The 21,761-nt window shown below is 60.5% G+C and carries 26 protein-coding genes; 5 read left to right on the top strand and 21 right to left on the bottom strand.

The window, feature by feature from the left end; all coding sequences use genetic code 11:
- Positions 1-32: 32 nt before the first annotated feature.
- From spoIIIAG to PQG80_RS08200, 13 genes are all read right to left on the bottom strand, one after another.
- A complete protein-coding gene (gene spoIIIAG, locus PQG80_RS08260) occupies positions 33-689 on the bottom strand; it encodes a stage III sporulation protein AG (protein WP_271750788.1) in 657 nt (218 codons plus the stop codon).
- 18 nt (positions 690-707) lie between these two features.
- On the bottom strand, positions 708-1,430 hold the full coding sequence (locus tag PQG80_RS08255; protein WP_271750914.1) for a stage III sporulation protein AF: 723 nt from the start codon (positions 1,428-1,430) through the stop codon (positions 708-710).
- 37 nt (positions 1,431-1,467) lie between these two features.
- Complete coding sequence (spoIIIAE, locus tag PQG80_RS08250; protein ID WP_271750787.1) at positions 1,468-2,760, bottom strand: stage III sporulation protein AE; 1,293 nt, start codon at positions 2,758-2,760, stop codon at positions 1,468-1,470.
- Positions 2,761-2,762: 2 nt separating this feature from the next.
- Positions 2,763-3,164, bottom strand: coding sequence for a stage III sporulation protein AD (gene spoIIIAD / locus PQG80_RS08245; protein ID WP_271750786.1), 402 nt, complete (start codon positions 3,162-3,164; stop codon positions 2,763-2,765).
- Between the two features lie 9 nt (positions 3,165-3,173).
- Complete coding sequence (spoIIIAC, locus tag PQG80_RS08240) at positions 3,174-3,377, bottom strand: stage III sporulation protein AC (RefSeq protein WP_090113099.1); 204 nt, start codon at positions 3,375-3,377, stop codon at positions 3,174-3,176.
- Between the two features lie 15 nt (positions 3,378-3,392).
- On the bottom strand, positions 3,393-3,911 hold the full coding sequence (spoIIIAB, locus tag PQG80_RS08235; protein WP_271750785.1) for a stage III sporulation protein SpoIIIAB: 519 nt from the start codon (positions 3,909-3,911) through the stop codon (positions 3,393-3,395).
- Positions 3,904-4,938, bottom strand: coding sequence for a stage III sporulation protein AA (gene spoIIIAA, locus PQG80_RS08230; RefSeq protein WP_271750784.1), 1,035 nt, complete (start codon positions 4,936-4,938; stop codon positions 3,904-3,906). Before spoIIIAA ends, spoIIIAB begins: the two co-directional genes overlap by 8 nt.
- A gap of 119 nt (positions 4,939-5,057) precedes the next feature.
- The gene (locus PQG80_RS08225) at positions 5,058-5,330 is read right to left on the bottom strand and encodes a YqhV family protein (RefSeq protein WP_271750783.1); all 273 of its coding nucleotides are present in this window, start codon (positions 5,328-5,330) and stop codon (positions 5,058-5,060) included.
- Between the two features lie 228 nt (positions 5,331-5,558).
- Entirely contained in the window at positions 5,559-6,812 is a 1,254-nt protein-coding gene (locus PQG80_RS08220) for an aspartate kinase (protein ID WP_271750782.1), read from the bottom strand.
- Positions 6,813-6,934: 122 nt separating this feature from the next.
- Complete coding sequence (efp, locus tag PQG80_RS08215; protein WP_271750781.1) at positions 6,935-7,492, bottom strand: elongation factor P; 558 nt, start codon at positions 7,490-7,492, stop codon at positions 6,935-6,937.
- Positions 7,493-7,526: 34 nt separating this feature from the next.
- A complete protein-coding gene (locus PQG80_RS08210; protein ID WP_271750780.1) occupies positions 7,527-8,606 on the bottom strand; it encodes a M24 family metallopeptidase in 1,080 nt (359 codons plus the stop codon).
- 24 nt (positions 8,607-8,630) lie between these two features.
- The gene (gene aroQ / locus PQG80_RS08205) at positions 8,631-9,077 is read right to left on the bottom strand and encodes a type II 3-dehydroquinate dehydratase (RefSeq protein ID WP_271750779.1); all 447 of its coding nucleotides are present in this window, start codon (positions 9,075-9,077) and stop codon (positions 8,631-8,633) included.
- A 96-nt stretch (positions 9,078-9,173) separates the two neighbouring features.
- Positions 9,174-9,719 (bottom strand): YqhR family membrane protein, encoded by a 546-nt coding sequence (locus PQG80_RS08200; RefSeq protein WP_271750778.1) that lies wholly within the window; start codon positions 9,717-9,719, stop codon positions 9,174-9,176.
- A 230-nt stretch (positions 9,720-9,949) separates the two neighbouring features.
- On the opposite strand from PQG80_RS08200, the gene PQG80_RS08195 reads away from it, so the two are divergent.
- Together PQG80_RS08195 and PQG80_RS08190 are read left to right on the top strand one after the other, a co-directional pair.
- Positions 9,950-10,843: a DUF1385 domain-containing protein gene (locus tag PQG80_RS08195; RefSeq protein WP_432432736.1), complete on the top strand. Its 894-nt coding sequence runs from the start codon at positions 9,950-9,952 to the stop codon at positions 10,841-10,843.
- Positions 10,844-10,869: 26 nt separating this feature from the next.
- Positions 10,870-11,196, top strand: coding sequence for a hypothetical protein (locus PQG80_RS08190; RefSeq protein WP_271750776.1), 327 nt, complete (start codon positions 10,870-10,872; stop codon positions 11,194-11,196).
- Positions 11,197-11,236: 40 nt separating this feature from the next.
- Here the strand turns inward: PQG80_RS08190 and PQG80_RS08185 are convergent, their stop codons facing one another.
- Positions 11,237-12,310 carry a patatin-like phospholipase family protein gene (locus PQG80_RS08185; protein ID WP_271750775.1) on the bottom strand — a complete coding sequence of 358 codons (1,074 nt, stop codon included), beginning with the start codon at positions 12,308-12,310 and terminating at the stop codon, positions 11,237-11,239.
- Positions 12,311-12,449: 139 nt separating this feature from the next.
- The gene (mntR, locus tag PQG80_RS08180; RefSeq protein ID WP_271750774.1) at positions 12,450-12,872 is read right to left on the bottom strand and encodes a transcriptional regulator MntR; all 423 of its coding nucleotides are present in this window, start codon (positions 12,870-12,872) and stop codon (positions 12,450-12,452) included.
- Between the two features lie 163 nt (positions 12,873-13,035).
- On the opposite strand from mntR, the gene splB reads away from it, so the two are divergent.
- A complete protein-coding gene (splB, locus tag PQG80_RS08175) occupies positions 13,036-14,103 on the top strand; it encodes a spore photoproduct lyase (protein WP_271750773.1) in 1,068 nt (355 codons plus the stop codon).
- An 8-nt stretch (positions 14,104-14,111) separates the two neighbouring features.
- On the opposite strand, the gene PQG80_RS08170 is transcribed toward splB, so the two are convergent.
- The 6 genes from PQG80_RS08170 to PQG80_RS08145 form a co-directional block, all read right to left on the bottom strand.
- A complete protein-coding gene (locus PQG80_RS08170; protein WP_271750772.1) occupies positions 14,112-14,822 on the bottom strand; it encodes a cytochrome c biogenesis CcdA family protein in 711 nt (236 codons plus the stop codon).
- A 50-nt stretch (positions 14,823-14,872) separates the two neighbouring features.
- Positions 14,873-17,476, bottom strand: coding sequence for a CHASE3 domain-containing protein (locus tag PQG80_RS08165; protein ID WP_271750771.1), 2,604 nt, complete (start codon positions 17,474-17,476; stop codon positions 14,873-14,875).
- Positions 17,477-17,590: 114 nt separating this feature from the next.
- The gene (gene metG / locus PQG80_RS08160) at positions 17,591-19,603 is read right to left on the bottom strand and encodes a methionine--tRNA ligase (RefSeq protein WP_271750770.1); all 2,013 of its coding nucleotides are present in this window, start codon (positions 19,601-19,603) and stop codon (positions 17,591-17,593) included.
- A 376-nt stretch (positions 19,604-19,979) separates the two neighbouring features.
- Positions 19,980-20,240, bottom strand: coding sequence for a membrane protein insertion efficiency factor YidD (gene yidD / locus PQG80_RS08155; RefSeq protein ID WP_271750769.1), 261 nt, complete (start codon positions 20,238-20,240; stop codon positions 19,980-19,982).
- A gap of 80 nt (positions 20,241-20,320) precedes the next feature.
- Positions 20,321-20,521: a hypothetical protein gene (locus PQG80_RS08150; protein WP_271750768.1), complete on the bottom strand. Its 201-nt coding sequence runs from the start codon at positions 20,519-20,521 to the stop codon at positions 20,321-20,323.
- 109 nt (positions 20,522-20,630) lie between these two features.
- Positions 20,631-21,125: a hypothetical protein gene (locus tag PQG80_RS08145; protein ID WP_271750767.1), complete on the bottom strand. Its 495-nt coding sequence runs from the start codon at positions 21,123-21,125 to the stop codon at positions 20,631-20,633.
- Positions 21,126-21,283: 158 nt separating this feature from the next.
- On the opposite strand from PQG80_RS08145, the gene PQG80_RS08140 reads away from it, so the two are divergent.
- Both PQG80_RS08140 and PQG80_RS08135 read left to right on the top strand, forming a co-directional pair.
- Positions 21,284-21,520, top strand: a complete 237-nt coding sequence (locus PQG80_RS08140; protein ID WP_271750766.1) for a spore germination protein — start codon at positions 21,284-21,286, stop codon at positions 21,518-21,520.
- The gene (locus PQG80_RS08135; RefSeq protein WP_271750765.1) at positions 21,521-21,742 is read left to right on the top strand and encodes a spore germination protein GerPB; all 222 of its coding nucleotides are present in this window, start codon (positions 21,521-21,523) and stop codon (positions 21,740-21,742) included. It begins immediately after the preceding gene.
- Positions 21,743-21,761 lie beyond the last annotated feature (19 nt).

Raw genomic sequence — 21,761 nt, 5'->3', positions numbered from 1 at the left:
AATAATTAGGGGATGGGTATTGCCCGTAACCTTTATTGCTCGGCCGTGCGCGGCATGACCGATACGCGGTGGATCGGCACGTCCATGCCGGACGCGACGGCTTCGGCGATCATCCGGCGAACGGTCGCGCTCCCCGCGCCCTTCGCCACGATCAGTACGCCTCTCAGCCGGGGTTTGATTTTCTTCACGACGATGGGCGACTTCCCGCCCGATACTTCGTAGAGCACGACCTGGCCGTCCTGCGTGACGTCCGTAATATGGCGCTTCGCTCCGTTCTTGTCCGTCTCGTCGGTGATCTGCTGCGATTTTTTTTCGTTGAGCTGTACGACCGTCTCCTCCGTCGAGTCCACGGTCACCATGACGTCCGCCGTCCCGACGCCCGCGATCTTCTCCAGCATCTCCTTGAGCCTGATGTCGAGCTGGGTCTCGATGTCGGAGAACGGGTCGTCCTTGCTCTCGGAGGATCCGAGGAACGTCTCCTGCTGCGCCGGCTTGTCTCCGTCCCCGGACGGCAAGGGATCTTCCGCGCCGGGCGGCGTCACGGGTTTCATCTTGATGAACGAGGAGGCCAGAATAAGCGCAGCGCCCACCAGCCCGATCAGGATCAGCCAGCGGAACGTCTTCACTCGCTTCGGGCCGCCCGGACCGCCTCCGATGTACGTTTCCAGCTTTTGCAGCCATTTGGCCATTTGCCAGTTTCCCTCCTGTCATCCGCCCTGACGCCCCGCCGGGACGACGTCGATCCGGGCCGTGGCGATGCCGAAGCGTCCGGCGATCAACGCCGCGATCCGTCCGGCTCTGGCGGCGGCCGCCTCGTCGACGGCATCCGGCTCTCCGTCCACCTCCGCGTCCGCACGGACAGCCGGTCCGTCCGGACCCCTCGCTTCGCCGACGTCGATATCGACGGTCACCGGCTCAACCGGGTCGACTGCGGCAATCGGCGCGTCGCTCGCGTCCGCGGTTCGCTCCGCCCGTCCGCTCGGCTTAAGCCTCACGGTCACCGCGCCGACCTCCAGCGTCCCATCCGCCGACCAGGCTGCCTGAACGTCGACGCCGTCGACCGTCACGCCCTCTTCCTGCTCGACGGCCGAACGAATCTGAGCCTCCAGTCCGGTCGCCGCGAGTTCGGCCGCCTGATCGTTCCTGCCGTCGCCGATGCGCTTCGCCTCGGCCATGATCCATGCGAGCTCGCCTTCGTCCTCCTCCATGCCCGGCTCGCGCTCCGCCCACTCGATGCCGGCCGCCAGCTTGGCATCCATGTCTCCCTGAATCCAGGTGAGCAGCGGCGCGGCGAGCGTCAGCAGGATGAACAGGCCGGCCACGAGCCTGACATAGCGCTGCATCGTGCGGTTCGGGAGCAGCAGATCGATGAGCGCGGCCAGCAGGACCGCGGCTACGACCTGGCGGAGCCAGCCGCCGAGCGCTTCCATCACGCGTACCGCCTCCCCGGACGGAGCCGTCGCCGGCTCATCTCATCAATATGGATGCGTTGCCTGCCGTAATCACGATCGTCACGGCGAGGAAAAACATCAAGCCCACGGACGCCAGCGCTGCGAATACGTAGATGAGCGTCGTCCCGATGACTTGCAGGCATTGTACGATCGGCGTGTCGCCGAGCGGTTGGAGCACGGCCGCGGACACCCTGTAGATCAAGGCGAGCGTCAGAATCTTGACCGCCGGGAAGGCGCAGAGGAAGATCAGGATGACGACGCCCGCGAGACCGACCGCGTTCTTGACCAGCAGGCTCGCCGACAGCACCGTGTCCGCTGCATCCGAGAACAACCGGCCGACGACGGGCACGAAGTTGCCGGTGACGAACTTGGCCGTCCGCAAGGCGACGCCGTCCGCCACGGCCCCCGTGGCGCCCTGGATCGACAGCACGCCCAGGAACAACGTGAGCATCGCGCCGAGCAATCCGACGGCCGCCGTGCGGAGCAGGTTGGCCAGCTGCGTCACCTTGAACCGCTCGGACATCGTGCTGGCCAAGTGAAGCACCGCGGAGAAAAACAGGAGCGGGAACACGACGACGTGGATGATCGTGCCGATGGAATGAACCATGAACACGATAACCGGATGAAGCACGGCAACCGTCGTTAGGCCCCCCGTGCTCGCCAGCAGCGTCAGCAGGAGCGGCACCATCGCCAGCATGAACTGCACCATGCCCGCGATCGCGTCGGCCGCGTAGCCGGCTCCCGTGCGGAAGCTGTTGACGGCGATGATGAGCAGCACCATGTAAGCGACGGCATACGCTACCTGACTGACGGCCTGGCGCTCGAAGGCGCTCTGCATCGTCTCCAGCAGCATCGTAAAAATGGCAAGCATGACGATGGTGACGATCAACTTGCCGCTGTAGAGTACCTCGTGGAGGAAAAACCGGGCCAGACCGAGCAGGACATCCTTCACGCTCCAGCCTTCGCCGTCCGCCGGAAACATGAGTTGGCGCAGGGAAGGCGCCTCGCCTTCGGGAAAGAAACCGCCGTAATCGTCCTTCAGCTTGTTCCAGAACTGCTCGATCTGACTCAAGCTGAGATCCTCCGTCTGCGATTCCGCCAATTCGCCGGACAGCGCGCCGGGGTCCGTGCCGTAGGTGCCGTCCTTGTCCGGCGCGATGACGGCTTCCGTCCCCGGCGCGGAGGCTAGCTGACGCTCATCTCCCGCTGCCCACGCCGGGCGCGGCCAGAACGACAGCAGCATCGCGCACATCAGCAGCGTGAAGGGAATCCAGCCTGTCCGCCGGTCGAGCAATCCCGGACCTCCCATGTTCAAGCGCCTCCCCCCGCCGGCAGCAATCCGAGCACCGTCTCGATGATAATGCTGATGATCGGTACCGCCATGACGAGAATCAGCATTTTTCCCGCGAATTCAATCTTCGAGGCGATGCTGTCGAGTCCCGCATCCCGCACGATCTGGGCGCCGAATTCGGCAATATACGCGATGCCGATGATCTTCAGCATCGTCTTCAGGTACACCGACTGGATCCCGGAGCGGTCGGCCAGCTCCTCGATCATCGTGACGACGCCCCCGATCTTGCCGATCAGCGCCAGGAATATCGCGATGCCGAAAAACGTCGCCAGCAGAAACGCGAACATCGGCTTCTGCTCGCGGATGACAAGAATCAGGACGGCGGTCAACAATCCGATACCGACAATCTGCAGGATATCCATGGCGGCCGCCTATTGGAACAGGAAGATCGTCTTGATCTCCTGGAACAGATCGTTCAGCAGTCGGACGACCATGAACAGCACCACTACGAACCCGATCACCGTTACCCAGTGCGCCATATCTTCCTTGTTCATCTGCTTGAGCACGGTGTGAATCATCGCGACGATGATTCCGATGCCCGCTATCTGGAAAATCGTGCTCACGTCGATATTCATGGATACGGCCCCCTACTACATCATGAGAATGACGACCAGGGCGGCCGTGAGCACCCCCAAACTTCTGCACAGCTTCTCGTAACGCTGCTGATCCTCCCGCGCCGCCTGCTCCTCCGCCTGCAGCTGGTGCATCGCCAGCTTCAGATGCTTCAGCTGGTCTTCGGCCCCGCTCGCGCCGAGCGTCTCTCCGAGCCTCAGCATCGTATCGCGCTCCGGCGGGCGCATCGAGGTGGCGGGCCACCCTGCCTTGATGGCGCGCTCCCAGCATGCCGCCACCGTCTCTCCCGAGCCCGACGCGAGCTGCGCGGACGCTTCGGCGAACAGCGCGGACACCGGCGCCGCGAGCGCTGCCGCGATACGGGAGAGCGCCTCGACCAGCGGCGTCTGACCGTAGCCGATCTCCGTCTCCAGCCGCTGAAGCGCGTGCAGCAGCTGCCTGATCTGCCGAGGCCTCTGCGCGAACTTGGCGGCCTGCATGAATCCGATCATGGTACCCGCGAACAGGATGAGCGCGGCGCCCGCGAGCTTAAGCATGGCGCACGCCCTCCCCGTTCGGCGAGCGGATGACCGGCACGGACCGGCAACCGGCGGACTTGCGCGCTTCGGCCTCCGCTTCCTCCGCGCCGACGACCCGGTGTCTCACGACGCCGCCCGATCTGGACAATAGTACGTAAGCGCCGAACATGCCCTCCGCGGCCAGCTCGGCCAGTACGGGCCGGGCGAAGACGTCGCGCAGGTCGAGCGCGTGCGCGGTGGCGACGACGCGAACGCCCGCATGAAGCGCTTCTTTGAGCGCGTAGGCGTCCTCGGGCCGGCCGATCTCGTCGGCCACGACGACCTCGGGCGACATCGACCGCACGAGCATCATGAGCCCTTCGGCCTTCGGACAGGCGTCGAGCACGTCGGTGCGCGGGCCGAGATCGAAAGCGGGGACGCCCCGGTCGCAAGCCGCGATCTCCGAGCGCTCGTCCACGACGCCGACCTTCCGGCCGCCCCAGCGCTGCGCCTGGGGATGGTACCATTGTCCCGCGCTGATCGATCGCGCGAGATCTCTCAGCAACGTGGTCTTGCCCTGCTGCGGCGCGGATACGATCAGCGTATGCTTGACGGTCCGGGCCGCGGGATCGAGCAGCTCCGGCAGCAGTCCGGCGGCGCAGCCCGTCCTCGCCCTGGCGATCCGAATATTGAAGCTGGCCACATCCCGCAGGTGGCGCACATGCCCGCCCTCCAGCACGGTTCTGCCCGCCAGTCCGATCCGATGTCCCCCTGCGACGGTCACGTAGCCGCGCCTGAGCTCTTCCTCCACCGCGTACAGCGAATGATTCGTCACGCGCTCCAGCAGCGCCCTGCAATCTTCTCTCGTGGGGCGGTAGGCGTCCGCGCTGTCCGCGGCGGTCCGTCCGTCCGGCGCTACGAACGTTGCGCCTCCCCCGTATCCGATCTCAAGCGGTCTTCCTTCTCTCACGCGAATCTCCTCGAGCGACGTCAGCAGCGTCTCCGGCAGCTTCTCGAGCCTGCCCCGGAGACCGGCAGGGAACAGTTCGAGCAATGGCAGCGGCAAGCGGTCTCCCCCTCTCCGGCAAGTTGTCCTTTGCTCTTCCATGCTTATGCTTGGACGCCTCTCTTTTATGCCAGACCAATCTCTTTTTTCGTTAATAGAATGACGGGCGGAGACCGGCTTTACTTTTTGAGAATGCCGATCAGCAGGCAGGCTACGCCGGCCGCCACCCATAGCAGCTTGACGGGAGACAGCTTGTCCGACAGACCGACGAGCCCGATGGTCGTCGTAGAGATCAGGATCAACGGTCCGACCAACGCCAGCATCGCGTTGATGCTCAGCGCTTTGGTCACGTCGTTCATTTTCAGCATGACGAGCGCTGCGGTGAGCTCGATGCTTCCCGACAACATACGGAGCAGCGCCATGCTGAATACCGATTTATCCAAGTCGCTCATTCCTCCTTTCAAATGTACGAATCATGCCCGTGGTATACGCTATGCGGCCGATGCGGACAACTTGCCTGCGCGGAGCAAAAATGAGAGATTTGCGGGGAAAACAAAAAGACCCGTCCGGAGTCCGGACGGGTCCAATCTCATGATGCTATTAGTGCATCCCCTTTAACTCTACCAAAACCGCTTCCCGGGGCGGAAGGCGTCTTATATATCTAACGAGCGAAATGCGTATCAGCGACGGTCCTGCGGCCCGCCGACGAACGCGGCGTCCGCCGTGTCCAGGCCGTAGGCCGTATGGAGCGCGCGCACGACGTCGTTCAGCGGCTCGGCCGCGATGACGCAAGAGCACTTGATCTCCGACGTGCTGACCATCTTGATGCTGACGCCGGCTCTCGAGATCACGTCGAACATCTTGGCGGCTACGCCCGGATTGGATACCATACCGGCACCGACGATCGATACCTTTACGAGATTTTCCTCGTAGGTCGCTTCGTCGTACGGCACTTCGCCGCGTACGCGCTCGATCACGCCGAGCGCGCGGGCGCGGTCGCCCAGCGACACCGTGAACGAGAAGTCGGCCTTGCCGTTCGAGATGCCGCTCTGCACGATGATATCGACATCGATCGACTCGTCGGCGAGCGCCCCGAAGATCCTCGCCAGCACGCCGGGAATGTCCGCGACGCCTACGATGCTGATGCGAGCCACGTTTTTATCAAAAGCGATGCCGCTGACGACGACGCCTTGTTCCATTGCCGCTTCCTCCCTCACGAGCGTTCCTTCATTTTGGGTAAAGCTCGAACGCACCACGAGATGAACGTTGTAGTGCTTCGCGTATTCGACCGCGCGGGGATGCAGTACCGCCGCGCCCAGATGCGCCAGCTCGAGCATCTCGTCGTAAGAGATGACGTCCAGCTTGCGCGCGTTCTTGACGACGCGGGGATCGGTCGAGTAGATGCCGTCTACGTCGGTGTAGATCTCGCACACGTCCGCCTTGATCGCGGCGGCGAGCGCGACGGCCGTCGTATCGGAGCCGCCGCGGCCGAGGGTCGTAATCTCTCCGTCTTCCGTCATGCCTTGGAAGCCGGCGACGACCGCGATCGCGCCTGCGTCGAGCGCGGTCAGCAGGCGAGTCGGCGTAATCTCCGAGATGCGCGCCTTGCCGTGCACCGCTTCGGTCACGATGCCGGCCTGCCAGCCCGTGAACGATTTGGCTTCATGGCCGAGTTTATGAATGGTCATCGCGAGCAACGCGACCGAGATCTGCTCGCCGGTGGTCAGCAGCATATCCATTTCCCTGGACGGGGGGGTGTCGGTCAATTCCTTAGACTTGTCGATTAGATCGTCCGTCGTATCGCCCATGGCGGACACGACGACGACGACGCGATGGCCCTGCAGCTTTTTGTCGATAATCCGCCGAGCCACGCGCTCCATCCGCTCCGTGGTCCCGACGGAGCTGCCGCCGAATTTCATCACGATTAAGGACAACGCGGTTCCACTCCTCATCACAAACTTGCATACAGCAATATATTATAGCATAAGGCCGGCGGCCCAGGAACGAAAAAAATCCTCCAACGTTCCATGCGGAACGCGGAGGATTTTCGTCGAAATTACGCGCGAGAGATATACTTGCCTTCGGTGGTATTGATGAGCAGCACGTCGCCTTCGTTAATAAAGAGCGGCACCTGCACGTTGTGACCGGTCTCGAGCTTCGCGTTTTTCGTCGCGCCCGTCGCCGTATTGCCCTTGATGCCCGGCTCGGTCTCGATGACCTTCAGATCGACGTTGTTCGGCAGGTTGATGCCGAGAATCTCGCCCTGATAGCTCGTAATATTAACCGTCATGTTTTCCTTCAGGAAGTTGATCTCCCATTCGAGCTGCTTCTTGTCCAGGTTGAACTGGTCGTAAGTCTCGTTGTCCATGAACGTGTACTCGCTGCCGGAGTTGTACAGATACTGCACGGCGCGGTTCTCGATATGGGCGCGGACCACGTTCTCGCCGGCGCGGAACGTCTTCTCGATGACGTTGCCGTTGCGCAGGTTCTTCAGCTTCGAGCGGACGAACGCGGCGCCTTTACCCGGCTTGACGTGCTGGAAGTCGATGACGGTGCACAGATCGTTGTCCACTTCAATGGTAAGGCCTGTCTTAAAATCGTTTACGGAAATCACTGCTATAATTCCCTCCTGTAGGAACGTGGCTCCCTTATCCCAGAACGATGAGTTCCTTCGGGGAACGCGTAAGTATTTTAATCCCGTCATCCGTCAGAACGACGTCGTCTTCGATCCGTACGCCGCCGAAGCCCGGAACGTAAATGCCCGGTTCGACCGTGACGACATGACCCGGGAGTAAAATCGTATCCGGCGCCGAGTAGCTCAGCCGCGGCTCCTCGTGAATGTCGAGTCCGATACCGTGGCCGGTGCTGTGGCCGTATTGATCTCCATAACCATACCGCGTGATGATATCTCTCGTCAAGGCGTCGGCTTCGCGTCCTGACATTCCCGGCTTGAGGCGTTCGAGCGCGTGCAGCTGGGCCTCGAGCACGATATCGTAGATCTCCCTGTGACGATCGGTCGCCGGTCCGACGACGACCGTCCGGGTCAGATCCGAGCAGTATCCTTTGTAATAGGCGCCAAAGTCCAGCGTAACGAATTCGCCGGCGCCGATCGCGCGGTCGCTCGCCACGCCGTGGGGCATCGCCGAGCGCTCGCCCGAGGCGACGATCGTGTCGAACGACGTGCCGGAGGCGCCGAGCTTCCTCATGTAGAACTCCATCTCGAGGGCGATGTCGGATTCCTTAACGCCCGGTTTGATGAAATCCAAGATGTGCGCAAACGTCCGGTCCGCGATGTCCGCGGCCTCCTGGATGACAGCAAGCTCGGACGCTTCCTTCACGGCCCTGAGCCTCTCGAGCACCCTGCCGGCCGGCACGAGCTCTGCCGGAGCGAGCCGCTCCTTGAGCACCGTATAAGCGGCATAGCTCACGGAGCCGTCCTCGAACAGCAGACGGCGTACGCCCTCGCCGCGCAGACGCTCGGCCACCATCGCATGATACCCAGCCGGCGAGTGCTCCGCGATCTCGACGCCGCCGGCCTGGGCCGTCGCTTGCTCGGTATAACGGAAATCGGTCAGTAGTACGGCGCCCGCAGCCGTCACCAGCAGAACCCCCGCCGTACCGGTGAACCCGGTCAGGTAACGCCGGTTCAGATCGCTCGTCACCAACATGGCATCGCCGCCTAGCCCGGCCAATTCTTCCCTCAGCTTCGCGATTCTTGACTCGCTCATCTCACGCCGCTCCTCTCTTGTTCCCTATGCGCGTTCCGCCTGCAAGTGACGCAGGAGCGCCAGCAGCCCGAGTTCGTAGCCGTATGCGCCGAAGCCCGCGATCTGCCCTACGCATACGGGCGCCAGCATGGACGTATGACGGAACGACTCTCTCTTATGAATGTTGGACAGATGGACTTCGACGACCGGGAGGCCTACCGCGGCGATCCCGTCCCTCAGCGCGATGCTCGTATGCGTATATGCGCCGGGATTGATCACGATGCCGTCGTGAACGCCGTAGGCGGCATGGATCTGGTCGAGCAGACCGCCTTCGTGGTTCGATTGGTAAAAGGAAAGAGACGCCCCTGCGCGCGCGCCGGCCTCCCGAAGGTTACGCTCGATGTCGGCGAGCGAGGCGGTGCCGTATACGCCCGGCTCCCTGACGCCGAGCATGTTCAAATTCGGTCCGTTCAAAACGAGAATGCTGGGCAAGTCCGGCACTCCTTCCTGGTTTTTCAGGCTATAAATTCACCAGTCATTGTATCATAACCGGCATAAACCAGGCTATAAGCGCCGGACCACCTGCGTTTAAGCCGGCTGGGGGTCGCTCGGGCCGCTCTCGTTCCCCGCATCCGCTTTTTTCGGCTCGCGCGCCGCTTCGTTATGATACTCGAACGCGTACGTATAGCCGATGAACAGCCCCCAGAGCACGAACAGCGCGCACTCCGTGCACATGCTGCCGAGCCCGACCTCCCGGTACGGGGCGACGGCGCCCGTGACGGGCCCGATCCATAGGAAGAGCGACAGCCACCAGGCCAATCCGAAAAACAGTCCCGGCCAAGGCCCTTTTAGCCTGCCGAGAATCAGCCAGTATACATAGGCGGCCACGATCGACATCGCGATAAACAGCGCAAGTCCGACGCTATGCCACATGATCGTATCGAGGCGCCCGCGTTTCACGAACGGATCGGCCAAAAACGCCTGCGGTACTTTCGTGAAGTTCATCGCGATCGAGAGCCAGCGAATCAAACCCCAGATCGCTCCCGCGAAAAATCCGTTGATTAGGCTAAATAGAGCCGGGTGCTTCGTTTTACCTGTATCTTGGCCGCTCGCCTTTTTCGTATCCTCGTCCATCGCTCAATCGTCCTTTCCATCGCTCTCCGCCCGTTTGGGCCTAGTATGGACAACCGGCCCGGACGCTAGTCGCGTCGTCTCCCTTCCCTGTGGCAATACAGGTCCTTATCCTGTAAAATAAGAAGATACTCGGAGCCCTAAGCTTCAAGAGATTCAGCGAGAGATGGTGAAATGGTTTGGCAGAACAACCGAACTCCATATACGGGGGACAAGCCGTGATCGAAGGCGTCATGTTCGCCGGACGGAACGTCCACGTGACCGCGGTGCGGCGCAAGAACCAAGAGATCGCTTTTTTCGAGGTCCCCCGCAAGCAGCAGCAGAGCCGCGCGCTCGCCGTGCTGAAGCGGATTCCTTTTATCCGGGGCATCGTCGGCATCATCGAGTCCTCGGCCAAAGGCTCGCAGCATCTGAACTTTTCGGCGGAGGCCTACGCGGAGGACGAGACGCCCGCAGACGAAGCGGCGAAGCCCAAGGAGAAAGAAAAATGGAGCCTTTCCATGGTGCTCGGCGTAGCCGTCGTTGGCGTGCTGTCCTTTGTCTTCGGCAAGCTGGTGTTTACGACCGTTCCGGCCCTGCTCGAAGGCTTTCTGTTCGACGGCGTATTTAGCAGCATGATTTTGCATAACATTTTGGAAGGCGTCATCAAGATCGCGCTGTTGCTCTTTTATCTTTGGTTTATCTCCAAGACGCCTCTGATCAAGCGTCTGTTCCAGTATCACGGCGCGGAGCATAAGGTGATCAGCGCCTACGAGGCAGGCGTCGAGCTGACGGTCGAAAACGTGCAGCGCTTCACGCGCCTGCATTACCGCTGCGGGAGCAGCTTCCTCGTGTTTACGGTCATCGTCGGGGTCGTCCTTTATTCGTTCCCGATTTTTCACTGGGATACGATCTGGGAGCGGGTATGGATCCGTATCGCCCTGCTGCCCGTCGTGATCGGAATCTCCTACGAGGTGCTGCGTTGGACCAACGCGGCCCGCGACATTCCGGGGCTCCGCATTCTCGGCTATCCGGGGCTGTGGCTCCAGCTGCTGACCACGAAGGAACCGAACGACGACCAGGTGGCCGTATCCATCGCCTCGTTCAATCGCATGCGGGAGCTCGACCGCGAGATTCGGCCCGTTTAAACTACCATTCACCGGGAGGAACGCAAATGCGCAAACGCAACCGTATGCCAACTTGGTTTGCCGTGTTCCTGGCGCTCATCGCCATCGGCGTCGTTTCCTCTATCTTGAACGGCGGCCAGGCGCTCATCGTGCCCGTCGTCATCATCGCGATCGTCTGGATCTTATATAAGTTCCCGCCGACCCGATGGAGCCGCGGCGGCTCTCCCCGCTCGGGTTACCAACAGGCGGCTGCGCAGAGCAAAAAACGCCAGCAAGCCAAGGATACCTCGGCAAAGCCGCGCCGCGGCCCTTCGCCTTTCCGCGTCATCGAAGGCAGCAAAAACCGGGACGACGAGCCGCCTACGTACCACTGACAAGCCGCGGGACGCAATAAAAAGGATTGAGGCCAACGCCTCAATCCTTTTTATGTGGCGCTTCCGGCGGTTTCGCATACCCGTAGCGAATCTTCGGCGGGCCTGGCTCGCGATGAAAAGGTTTAGACTGAACGCCTGCAGTTTCGGGCGGACACATCCCGATACGATAATCAAACAGATCGAAAAATTCGCCGCCTGCAAGCATTCCTGACTGATATAAGCCCTCGCTCTGCTCCGAAGTCAAGTGGAAATCCGTCGTCCGCACGCCCAGCGTCGGTATTTTTATCGTACGCACGCGATTGTTTTTTTCAATATAACGTTCGTCGTGCGCGCTCAGCATCGTTTCGAACATGGCATAGAACATCGTGAACGGCCCGCTAATCCGGTGTCCTTTGGGCTTGGGCCTGCCGACCATCTGGAATCCCACGACAGGCAGCGCCGGCTTCTGCGGATCATTTTCCTCGAAAAGCCACAACGGAAAGTTGCTCAGCAGTCCGCCGTCCACGATGTACGAACCGGTCATGGCCAAGCGGCGCCTCACAGGACGTTTCTCCCGCTTGATCGGCCGAACGGCCGCGGCGCTCCGTATGATGACCGGATCGAAGAAGTAAGGAATGCTCACGCTCATGCGGATCGCCTGGGCGACGTTCAGATCGCGCGGATCCATCCCGTAATCGGCGATATCGTCCGGCAATACGAGCAGCCTGCCGTTCGTAATGTCCGATGCGATGATCCGCAGCCTTCCCGGCGGCAAGTCCCGGAACGTATGAATTCCCCTCGCCGCGAGCAGCTTCTGAATCCATGCCTCCAGCGCGTCGCCGCTGTATAAACCTTTGAAGATCAACAGTCTCGCGGCAGGTCCGATCAGCTTGACGTTAAAGACAGGCGCGCGTTTCAAAAAATCGGAAAAAGGCGTGCCGTCGATGATCAGCTTCATCTCGGAGGCGCTGTAGCCCGCCGCAAGCAATGCCGCCACGATGCTGCCCGCCGACGTCCCCGCGACCTGGTGGAATCCATAGCCGTTCAACTCGGCCGCACGGACCGCCCCCGCCAGCGAGATTCCTTTCACCCCGCCTCCCTCGAATACCGCGTTGATCATTTTCAGCTGCGTCATACGCACGCCTCCGTCCGCTGGATGCCAGTTACAGCAAGCATATGCGGCGCCCAAGAATCGCAGACCGGAGAGGTCCGGCGGTTAGGCCCTGCGGAAGTAGATCGTAAAACAAAAAGGGACGCGCATGCGTCCCCTTCGCTCATTCCGTATCCAATTCAGCTCGAATGCGCAGCAGTTCTTCGCGGCGCGCATCGTCGCGATTGAAATATTCGACCAGCGTCTCGATGCAAGTGATGGAGTCCCAGCTCAGATGGTGCTCGATTCCTTCCACGTCGCGGTAAATATTCTCATGCTGCACGCCGATCACGCTCAGGAACGATTCGAGCAGATGGTGTCGGTCGACGAGCCGCTTTCCGATCTTTTTTCCTTTGCTCGTGAGGATGAGTCCCCGGTATTTCTCGTAAATCAGGTATTGATCCTTGTCCAGCTTCTGAATCATCTTGGTCACGGACGAGGGGTGCACTTCCAGCCCTTCGGCGATATCGGATACGCGGGCGTAACCCTTCTCGTCGATGAGCCTGTAGATGCGTTCGAGATAATCTTCCATGCTTGGCGTCGGCACCGAACTGTCCCCTTTCCCGACGGTTAATTCGTTCCTTGTATCATACAACGCGCGCAGGACAAGGGCAAGCCGCCCCGGGCGACCCGGCCCGATATCCAGATATTGACCGGTGTCTCCCGCGCCCGGAAGCAGCATAATAAAGAATCAAGGGGGCGGCGAATCCATGAGCGCGGACGTAACCGAAGTACCTCGCAAAATCGTAAGCACCAAGCCGTTCGTTCCCGAGCTCGTCTACTTCGAGCCCGAATCGCTGAACTATCCGATGGGGGTCCGTATCCGCGATTGGGCGCTGCGCGAGGGCATCCCCCACAGAATGACGACATCGCATAACCGAATCACCAATCTGCCGGGGGAAACCGAGACCGAGCAATACAAAATCGCCAAGCGCACGCTGGTCGTCGGATTGCGGAAGACGCTGAAGTTCGATACGTCCAAACCGTCAGCGGAGTATGCGATCCCGCTGGCGACGGGATGCATGGGCCACTGTCATTACTGTTATCTCCAGACGACGCTAGGCGCCAAGCCTTATATACGCGTATACGTCAATACGGACGAGATCCTCGCCGCGGCCAAAGGCTATATCGAGGCGCGCGCCCCGGAGATCACCCGGTTCGAAGCCGCCTGTACGTCGGATCCGCTAGGTCTCGAGCACATTACCGGCTCGCTCGCCGAATCGATCGCCTTCATGGCCAAGCAGCCGCTCGGCAGGCTGCGATTCGTCACGAAGTTCCACCACGTAGACCCGCTGCTCGGCATCGAACACGGCGGCCATACGCGGGTGCGCTTCAGCGTGAACGCGGACTATGTGATCCGCAGCTTCGAGCCCGCCACCTCGTGCTTCGCAGAGCGGATCGAGGCGGCAGGCAAGATCGCGAGAGCAGGTTATCCGCTCGGATTCATCATCGCGCCGATTATCTGGTTCGACGGCTGGGAAGCGGGCTACGCCGAGCTGCTGAAGCGCCTGGCAGCCGAGCTGCCGCCGGAGGCGGAGCGCGACTTGACCTTCGAGCTGATCCAGCATCGCTTCACCAGGACAGCCAAGACGATCATCGAAAAGCGGTATCCGAAGACGAAGCTTGAGATGGACGAGGCGAAACGAAAAAAGAAGTGGGGCCGGTGGGGTCAGAACAAATACGTATACCCCGACGAGCAGGCCGACGCGTTGCGCGTATTTATTACCGAACGAATCTTCGAGGCTTTTCCCGGCGCGAAAATCGAATACTTTACGTAAGCCTGCGCTTAGAAAAGAAGCCAGTCAGGCGTAATGCGGTTGAGCCAAATCGTAATGGCGGTCATACGGTCCGTGAAGAGCAGGATGCCCATCAAGATCATCAGGGCGCCGCCGATTTTCATCAGCTTATCCGAATACTTCAGAATCCAACGGGCCGATCCGATGAAAAACGCGAGCACGAAAAACGGTACGCCGAAGCCGAGCGAATAAGCGGCCGTCATCCCGGCCCAAGTGCCCGGTTCGCTCGCAGCCAGCGCCAGAATCGCGGTTAGGATCGGACCGACGCAAGGCGACCATCCTGCAGAGAAGCCGATTCCGAAAATAAAGGAACCGACATAGCCCGCAGGACGCCAGCCCACGTTCATTTTGCGCTCTTTGAGGAGCAGCTGCGGCTGGAATACGCCCAGCAGAAAGAGGCCCATCAGCACGATTAAGATGGCGGATATCTGGCGAATCAAGTCTTGGTATTCGCGGAACGTATAAGCGAACGTGTTGGCCGTGTAGCTAAGCGTAAAAAACACCGCCGAAAAGCCCAAAATAAAGAAAAACGTATGGGCCATCGTTTTCGAGCGAATCTCCTTGCCGGACTCCGTCTTGAGGCGACTTACGGATATACCGGTTATGTACGAGAGGTATGAGGGATATAGAGGAAGGCAGCAAGGCGAGATAAAGGAAGCGAGTCCCCCCGCAAAAGCGATCCCGAGATTTAGTTGACTCATAGTCTCCTCCTAACGATGAAAGTGGGGCCGGCGAACCGGCCCCACGCGTTTTATGCTTCGACTTTGATCTGCGCCACCATGATGGACACCAGCTGCTGTACCTGGACGGGCTTGCTGATGTACGCGTTCGCGCCGGCTTCGAGACACTTGTCCCGGTCTTCCTTCATCGCCTTGGCCGTGACCGCGATGATCGGCGTGCTCAGCTGCAGCGTATGGCGGATCTCGCGGATCGCCTGGAATCCGTCCATATCCGGCATCATGATATCCATGAGAATACAGTCGTAAGTGTCGCCCCCGCGCAGACGGTCCATACACTCAAGACCGTCGTGCGCGATCGTGAACGTCATGTCCAGCGACTCCAGCACATGAGACAGCGCGAACAGGTTCCGGGCGTCGTCGTCGACGAGCAGGACGTGGCGTCCCTTCAGTTCCGCCGTGCTGAGCGGCATCTCCGATACCGCGATCGATACCGGATCGGCTGCGGACAGCGAGGCATGCGACGTCGCCACTTGCTTGGAGGCCATCGCTTCGTCCATCAGGGCGATCGAGCGCTGCGCCGGCAAGTACAGCGTAAACTCGCTGCCCTTGCCCTCGTCGCTCTGGACTTCGATCCGACCGCCGAGCAAGTTCGCGAGGGACGCGGAGATCGTGAGCCCGAGACCGGTCCCGCCGAACTTGCGGGCCGTACCGCTGTCGGCTTGGGTGAAGGCTTCGAAGATGAGCCCCAGCTTGTCTCTGGCGATTCCCCTGCCCGTATCGGTGACCGTAAACGCCACTTCCTGCTGACCCCACGAATTGTTCGACCGGACGCCTACGTTCAGCTCGACCTTACCCGAGTCCGTAAACTTGAAGGCGTTGGACAACAAGTTCTTGAGAATCTGCTGGAGGCGGAATCCGTCGGTCTCCAGCCATGCCGGCGTCTCCGGCGAGATCCGCACGGTGAAGTCCAGGTTCTTCTTGGCGGCCACTTCCTGGAAGTTGCTCTGGATGTTCAACTGCAGGTCCGCCAGGATGATGTTGCCCATCTCGATGTCGAGCTTGCCCGCCTCGACCTTGGACAGATCGAGTATGTCGTTGATCAGGTTAAGCAGATCGTTGCCCGCGCTGTAAATCGTATTGACGTAGCTGATGTCATCTTCGCTTAAGTGGCCTTGCCTGTTCTCGGCGAGCATCTGCGAGAGGATCAGCATGCTGTTGAGCGGCGTGCGCAGTTCGTGCGACATGTTGGCGAGGAACTCGCTCTTGAAGTTGGAGCTGCGCTTGAGCTCGTCGTTCATGGTGAGCAGCTCCAGCGACTGGGCGTTGAGCTCCTCGGATTGTACCTGCAGCTCTTCGTTCGCGGCTTGGGTCTCGGTATAGAGCTGCTCCATCTCCATCCGGCTCTTGACCGACTGGATCGTTACGCCGAGCATGCCCGCGAGCTGCTCGAGCAGTTCGACGTCGCTCCTGTCCAGCTTAGAGAACGAAGCGATCTCGATGACGCCGACGATGTTCCGCTCGAAGCATACCGGCAGCAGCGCGAGAACGGCAGGCGATGCCTCGCCGATCCCAGACTGGATCGACACGTACCCGCCGGGCACGTCGCCGATGATCAACGTGCGGTTCTCCGCCGCGCACTGTCCGACCAGGCCTTCGCCGATCTGGAACTCCTTGCGGCCGAAGTTCTCGGTCGACTCGGCATAGGAAGCCGCCTTGACGAGATGATTCGATTGCCCGCGAACGTAGAGGACGCCGTAAGGAATGTTGAATACCTGAACCAGCTGGTTCAGGAACTGCTTCCCGACCGCGTCGATGTCGCTTTGCTCCTGCAGCAGCGTCGCGATCTGGGCCACCTGATCCTTGCGGATATTCTGGCGCTCGATCGTCTCGAGCAGCATATTGGTCGAGTCTCCCAGCTCCATCATCTCGTCACGCGTGTTGACCTCGATTCTGCGGTGAAGGCTCTCGCCTTCGACGGCGATCTGCCGGATGGTCGAGCCGACCGTCCTGATCGTGCGGATGACGGTATTCGATATGAGCCATGTCGTGGATATCGAAATCGCCGCCACGATGATCCATAGAAGATATAAAAGGCCGATCAGCGATTCGTTGCGTTCCTTAAGCGACTCCGCCCGGGCCTCCGTCAAACCGAACTCGGTTTCCTTGAAGCTCTGAAGCTGCTGCCGCAGCGCGTCCGTCCGGTCTTTGCCCTTCTTCTCGGCGAAGAACTTGTTCAGGCTGGCGGCATCCCCGCTGCGCTTGTAGGAGATCGCGTTCTCGCTGGCATTGGTAATCCAGTCCGTCAATCCCTCCTTGATGCTGTCCGCGTTGCGCAGCTGGGCCTGGTTGTCGATGATAAGCGACTTTAGCTTGTTAAGGTCGGCCTCCCATCGCGCCCTGCCCGTATTGTACGGATCGAGGTACGACTCGTCTCCGCTGATGATGAAGCCCCGCATGCCCGTTTCCATGTCCAACAGATCCTTTTGAATCTGGTTCACCGTCTCGTGCACTTGGATGTCATGGGCGCTTATAAATTCAATCTCTTCCTGCAACGAAGCGATTCGCATGGACAGCGCGCCGATCGCGATGCCAAGACAGATCATCACGATGATATTGCCGGACAATATTTTCGTGCGGATCGATATTTTTTTCTTGCGAATTGCTTGGCTGTACAAGACTTGCCCCTCCTGTCCCCGTGCTCTCATAGATTCTATCATACCGGAGTTCTATGACCAATGGAACCTAAAAAACCTGCGAAATCGTGGATTTCGCAGGCTTAAATTCAAACATTATTTGACCAATGCGCCGTTCGGCATGCCCTCGGGCACCGTCGCCAGCTTCAGCTGCCCGCCCTCGGACGCGGCCAGGATCATGCCGTGCGACCATTCGCCGCGCAGCTTGACCGGCTTCAGGTTGGCGACGCAGATGACCTTGGCGCCGACGAGCTCCTCAGGCTTGTAGTATTGGGCGATGCCGGATACGACCTGACGCGACTCGCCGCCGAGGTCGAGCTGCAGCTTCAGCAGCTTGTCGGCCTTGGGGATCGGCGCGCAGGCGGTGACCTGCGCCACGCGCAGCTCGATCTTGGCGAAGTCGTCGATGGAGATCTCCGCCTTCGCTTCCGTCGCAGGCGCACTCGCGGCGGCCGCGGGCGTCTCCGCCGGCGCTGCCGCCTTGGCTCCGCCGCCCATCATATCCACGATCCAGGCGACTTCGCTCTCCAGATCCAGCCGGGGGAACAGCGCCTCCCCCTTCTCCACCCGTGCGCCTGCAGCAAGTCCGCTCCACGTCCCGAGGCTGTCCCACGCGGTCGCGGGACCCGCAGCGATGCCGAGCTGCGCCCAGATGCGGGCCGGCGCGTGCGTCATGAACGGCTGCAGCAGGATCGATACGATCCGCAGGCTCTCCGCCAGATGCGCCATCACCGAAGCCAGCGCGCCGCGGTCGGCCTCGTCCTTGGCCAGCACCCACGGCTGCGTTTCGTCGATGTACTTGTTCGTCCGGCTGACGAGCGTCCAGATCGCCGTCAGCGCGACGGAGAACTCCATCGCCTCGACCGCTTCCTCGGTCTTGCGGACGGCGGCGGCCGCCACGCTCTCCAGATCCGCGTCGAACGCCGTGGCGCCCGTCGTCTCCGGCACGACGCCTTCGAAATACTTGCCGATCATGGCGACGGTGCGGCTCAGCAGGTTGCCGAGATCGTTCGCCAAGTCATAATTCAGCCGCTCCGCGAAGTTCTCAGGCGTGAATGTGCCGTCCGAGCCGAACGGCACCTCGCGCAGCAGATAGTAGCGAACCGGATCGAGCCCGTACCTGTCGATGAGCTTGACCGGATCCACTACGTTGCCCTTGGATTTGGACATTTTGCCGTCCTTCATGAGCAGCCAGCCGTGCGCGAACACTTTTTTCGGCAGCGGCAGGTCGAGCGCCATGAGCATGATCGGCCAGTAGATCGTATGGAAGCGTACGATTTCCTTGCTCATTAGGTGCACGTCCGCCGGCCAGAACTTGCGCATGAGCGAGTCGTCGTCCGTACCGTAGCCGAGCGCCGTGATGTAGTTGCACAACGCGTCGATCCACACGTAGATGACGTGCTTGGGATCCGAGCGCACCGGAATGCCCCAGTTGTACGTCGTCCGGGACACCGCCAAGTCCTCGAGGCCGGGCTTGATGAAGTTGTTGATCATCTCGGTCTTGCGCGACTCGGGCTGGATGAAGTCCGGGTTCGCCTCGTAATGGGCGAGCAGCCGGTCCACGTAGCGGCTCATTTTGAAAAAATACGATTCTTCCTTGACCAGCTCGACCGGATGCCCGCTGTCCGGACTTTTGCCGGCTATGACATTTCCTTTCTCGTCCTTCACGACTTCGACGAGCTGCGTCTCCGTGTAGAAAGTCTCGTCCGGAATGCTGTACCAGCCCTCGTATTCGCCTTTGTAGATGTCGCCCTTGGCGAGCAGCTTCTCGAAAATCTCTTCGACGACCCGCGTATGTCTCGGCTCCGTCGTGCGGATAAAATCGTCGTTCGAAATCTCGAGCTTCTTCCACAGCTCCTTGATGCCCACGACGATATCGTCCACGAATTGCTGCGGGGTTTTGCCGGCGTCCTGGGCCTTGCGCTCGATTTTTTGCCCGTGCTCGTCGGTACCGGTCAGATAGCGCACCTCATAGCCGCGCAGTCGCTTGTACCTGGATATGGCGTCGCCGGCCACGGTCGTGTACGCATGTCCGATGTGCAGCTTGTCGCTCGGATAATAGATCGGGGTCGTAATATAGAAGGTTTTGCCCGCTTCGGTCATCTTCATCATCTCCTGGGTAAGGTTGGCGCAGAACGGTGCGCGGGAACGCAAAAAGACTCCCGTCCGCTATGGGACGAGAGTCTGCGCTCACGTGGTACCACCCAAATTCCCTCCGCCGCTCGCGCGGTCGAAGGCTCATTCGCGCCGATCGCATGGACCGGCAGCTCCGTTAACGCCGGATCGCGCGTCGTCCCCTCGTCGCCGGCCGCGGCGGCGGGGGCGCTCGAAGACGAATCCTCCATGACCATCTTCCGAAGGCGGTCTATGCCGGCTCGCAGCTCATCCGGCTCTCTGGGATAGACCGACGGCTTCGTACTCATCGCTTCATCGGATCGTTATGAGATTGTATTGGCCAAAATATAACGCAGCGGGGAGGCCGATGTCAAGCGGAGGGCCGGCCCTCCGCGCGCTTGCCCTTGGGCGGAGGCACCGGGTCGAATCCGCCGGGGTGAAACGGATGGCACTTGCAGATCCGGACCGCGGCGAGCCCCGCCCCCTTGATCGGCCCGTGAACCTCGATCGCCTCGAGCGCATAGGCCGAGCAGGTCGGCGCGAACCGGCAGGTCGGCGGCTTGAGCGGCGAGATGAACCGGCGATAGAATACGATCGGCAGCCGCATCGCCGCGACGACCTTGTTTCCCATTCCGTCCGCCTCCCGTAAGCCTGTTTACGATATCTTCATCATGCCGGAAGCCAGGGGCTTCTGTCAAATTAGCGCTTGCGTCAATCGAACCACCGGTTCACGATCAGAATAAAAGCGACGAGCGATACGGCCGAGCCGACCATATAGGCCCAGCCTTGTCCTTTTTTCGTCTGAAAAAAACGGAGTATGCCCATGCTGAGCAGCCCTCCGACCAGCAAAATGAATATAACGCCTACGATAAATAAACCAGCGGAAACCTCAGATACGTCGACCAGTTCCAAAAACGCTTCCTCCCCATCCTCGTGGCGCATCCGCGCATTCTATCTATGCGCGAGTGCCGCTTTATTGCATTATAGCGAATCCGGGAAGGATTGAACACGCTTGGGGCGTCTATTCCCCGATAAATAACTCCACTTCCCCAAGACTCGCCGGCCTTCGGCGGAATACGACGACCCACTTGCCGTTTTTCCAGGTTACGCGGCCCGACTTCGGCACGACCAGGCAAGGCAGCTTGAGCGTAGCGGCTTCGGCGCCCGTCAACCCCGATACGCGAAGCCGGTCCGCTGTCGCGTAGAGCCGGATATCGCGACGATCCGCGCCGGCGGGCGGCTTGATCGTCGCGACGACGCGTCTGGCTTCCTTGCGCGCTTCCATCTGCGGCTTGGCCGATACGGTAGCCGACTGCCCCGATTCGGCGCCTTTTCCTTGTCCGGCTCGGCCGGCTTGGCCTGCAAGCGCGCCTAGGCCAAGTTTGCTTATATAATCGTTCAACCACGAATCGTCTTTATTGTCCCACTGCTTGATTAGGTCCCACGGCAGGTCCCTGCCGATCATCGTGCGGATCGCGTCCCAATTCGGCAGCGGACCATCGTCGAAAAAAGACATGCCTGCATTCCTCCTCCAAACCAAACCGCGGCTCCAGGTCAACAACAGCTTATGCCGGCGGGCGATCCGGAGTGCGAGAACGCCGCCATCACCGGAACCTCTGGGCTCCAGCCTTCATAGGATAGGGCATGACTAATCGCTGAAGGAGTCGTTGCGCTATGCCCAGCATCGTAGGCGCCGTCAAGATTCTAAGCGTCGGCTCCAGCGGCGTCGTACAATTCGGAGACTGTCTACAAATCTCGCCTACCAGCTCTACGAAAACCTTTGCTGGCGCAGGTTCTTTCGTCACCGGGGATTTTCCTAGAACGAATAGCATAAGTTCAACCAATACCAACGATCAAGACGTGGCAGACGCCTCGGAAACGCAAATCGGCGGCAACTCGGGGGTCATCTAAATGTCCTGGACGATCTATCAGCACATCAACATCGGCCAGCTGCGCGTGGACGCCGTATCCAACTCGAGCGTCCTGCAGATCGGGAGCGCAGGGAGCATTCAATCGCTGTCCCAGCTGTATAATACGGGCGGCTTCACCGAGCCGGCGCCGGATCTTACCGGCGCATTGGTAACGAATGCCGTCTCTCCGCTGGCGCTCGTCCCCCTGCCGAATCCGACCTGAAACCTGCGGACCGGCGTTC

The organism is Cohnella rhizoplanae, from assembly GCF_948329515.1.
Classification (GTDB): Bacteria; Bacillota; Bacilli; order Paenibacillales; family Paenibacillaceae; genus Cohnella; species Cohnella rhizoplanae.
The sequence above is the reverse complement of the archived record's forward strand: the minus strand, read 5'-3'. Positions and strand labels throughout refer to the sequence as shown.

What these genes read in the sequence shown, in the direction of transcription:
- spoIIIAG (WP_271750788.1), bottom strand. Translation starts at nt 689, where the DNA reads ATGGCCAAATGGCTGCAAAAGCTGGAAACGTACATCGGAGGCGGTCCG.
- PQG80_RS08255 (WP_271750914.1), bottom strand. Translation starts at nt 1,430, where the DNA reads ATGGAAGCGCTCGGCGGCTGGCTCCGCCAGGTCGTAGCCGCGGTCCTG.
- spoIIIAE (WP_271750787.1), bottom strand. Translation starts at nt 2,760, where the DNA reads ATGGGAGGTCCGGGATTGCTCGACCGGCGGACAGGCTGGATTCCCTTC.
- spoIIIAD (WP_271750786.1), bottom strand. Translation starts at nt 3,164, where the DNA reads ATGGATATCCTGCAGATTGTCGGTATCGGATTGTTGACCGCCGTCCTG.
- spoIIIAC (WP_090113099.1), bottom strand. Translation starts at nt 3,377, where the DNA reads ATGAATATCGACGTGAGCACGATTTTCCAGATAGCGGGCATCGGAATC.
- spoIIIAB (WP_271750785.1), bottom strand. Translation starts at nt 3,911, where the DNA reads ATGCTTAAGCTCGCGGGCGCCGCGCTCATCCTGTTCGCGGGTACCATG.
- PQG80_RS08225 (WP_271750783.1), bottom strand. Translation starts at nt 5,330, where the DNA reads ATGAGCGACTTGGATAAATCGGTATTCAGCATGGCGCTGCTCCGTATG.
- PQG80_RS08210 (WP_271750780.1), bottom strand. Translation starts at nt 8,606, where the DNA reads ATGAGCGAGTCAAGAATCGCGAAGCTGAGGGAAGAATTGGCCGGGCTA.
- PQG80_RS08200 (WP_271750778.1), bottom strand. Translation starts at nt 9,719, where the DNA reads ATGGACGAGGATACGAAAAAGGCGAGCGGCCAAGATACAGGTAAAACG.
- PQG80_RS08195 (WP_432432736.1), top strand. Translation starts at nt 9,950, where the DNA reads ATGTTCGCCGGACGGAACGTCCACGTGACCGCGGTGCGGCGCAAGAAC.
- PQG80_RS08190 (WP_271750776.1), top strand. Translation starts at nt 10,870, where the DNA reads ATGCGCAAACGCAACCGTATGCCAACTTGGTTTGCCGTGTTCCTGGCG.
- PQG80_RS08185 (WP_271750775.1), bottom strand. Translation starts at nt 12,310, where the DNA reads ATGACGCAGCTGAAAATGATCAACGCGGTATTCGAGGGAGGCGGGGTG.
- splB (WP_271750773.1), top strand. Translation starts at nt 13,036, where the DNA reads ATGAGCGCGGACGTAACCGAAGTACCTCGCAAAATCGTAAGCACCAAG.
- PQG80_RS08170 (WP_271750772.1), bottom strand. Translation starts at nt 14,822, where the DNA reads ATGAGTCAACTAAATCTCGGGATCGCTTTTGCGGGGGGACTCGCTTCC.
- metG (WP_271750770.1), bottom strand. Translation starts at nt 19,603, where the DNA reads ATGAAGATGACCGAAGCGGGCAAAACCTTCTATATTACGACCCCGATC.
- yidD (WP_271750769.1), bottom strand. Translation starts at nt 20,240, where the DNA reads ATGGGAAACAAGGTCGTCGCGGCGATGCGGCTGCCGATCGTATTCTAT.
- PQG80_RS08145 (WP_271750767.1), bottom strand. Translation starts at nt 21,125, where the DNA reads ATGTCTTTTTTCGACGATGGTCCGCTGCCGAATTGGGACGCGATCCGC.
- PQG80_RS08140 (WP_271750766.1), top strand. Translation starts at nt 21,284, where the DNA reads ATGCCCAGCATCGTAGGCGCCGTCAAGATTCTAAGCGTCGGCTCCAGC.
- PQG80_RS08135 (WP_271750765.1), top strand. Translation starts at nt 21,521, where the DNA reads ATGTCCTGGACGATCTATCAGCACATCAACATCGGCCAGCTGCGCGTG.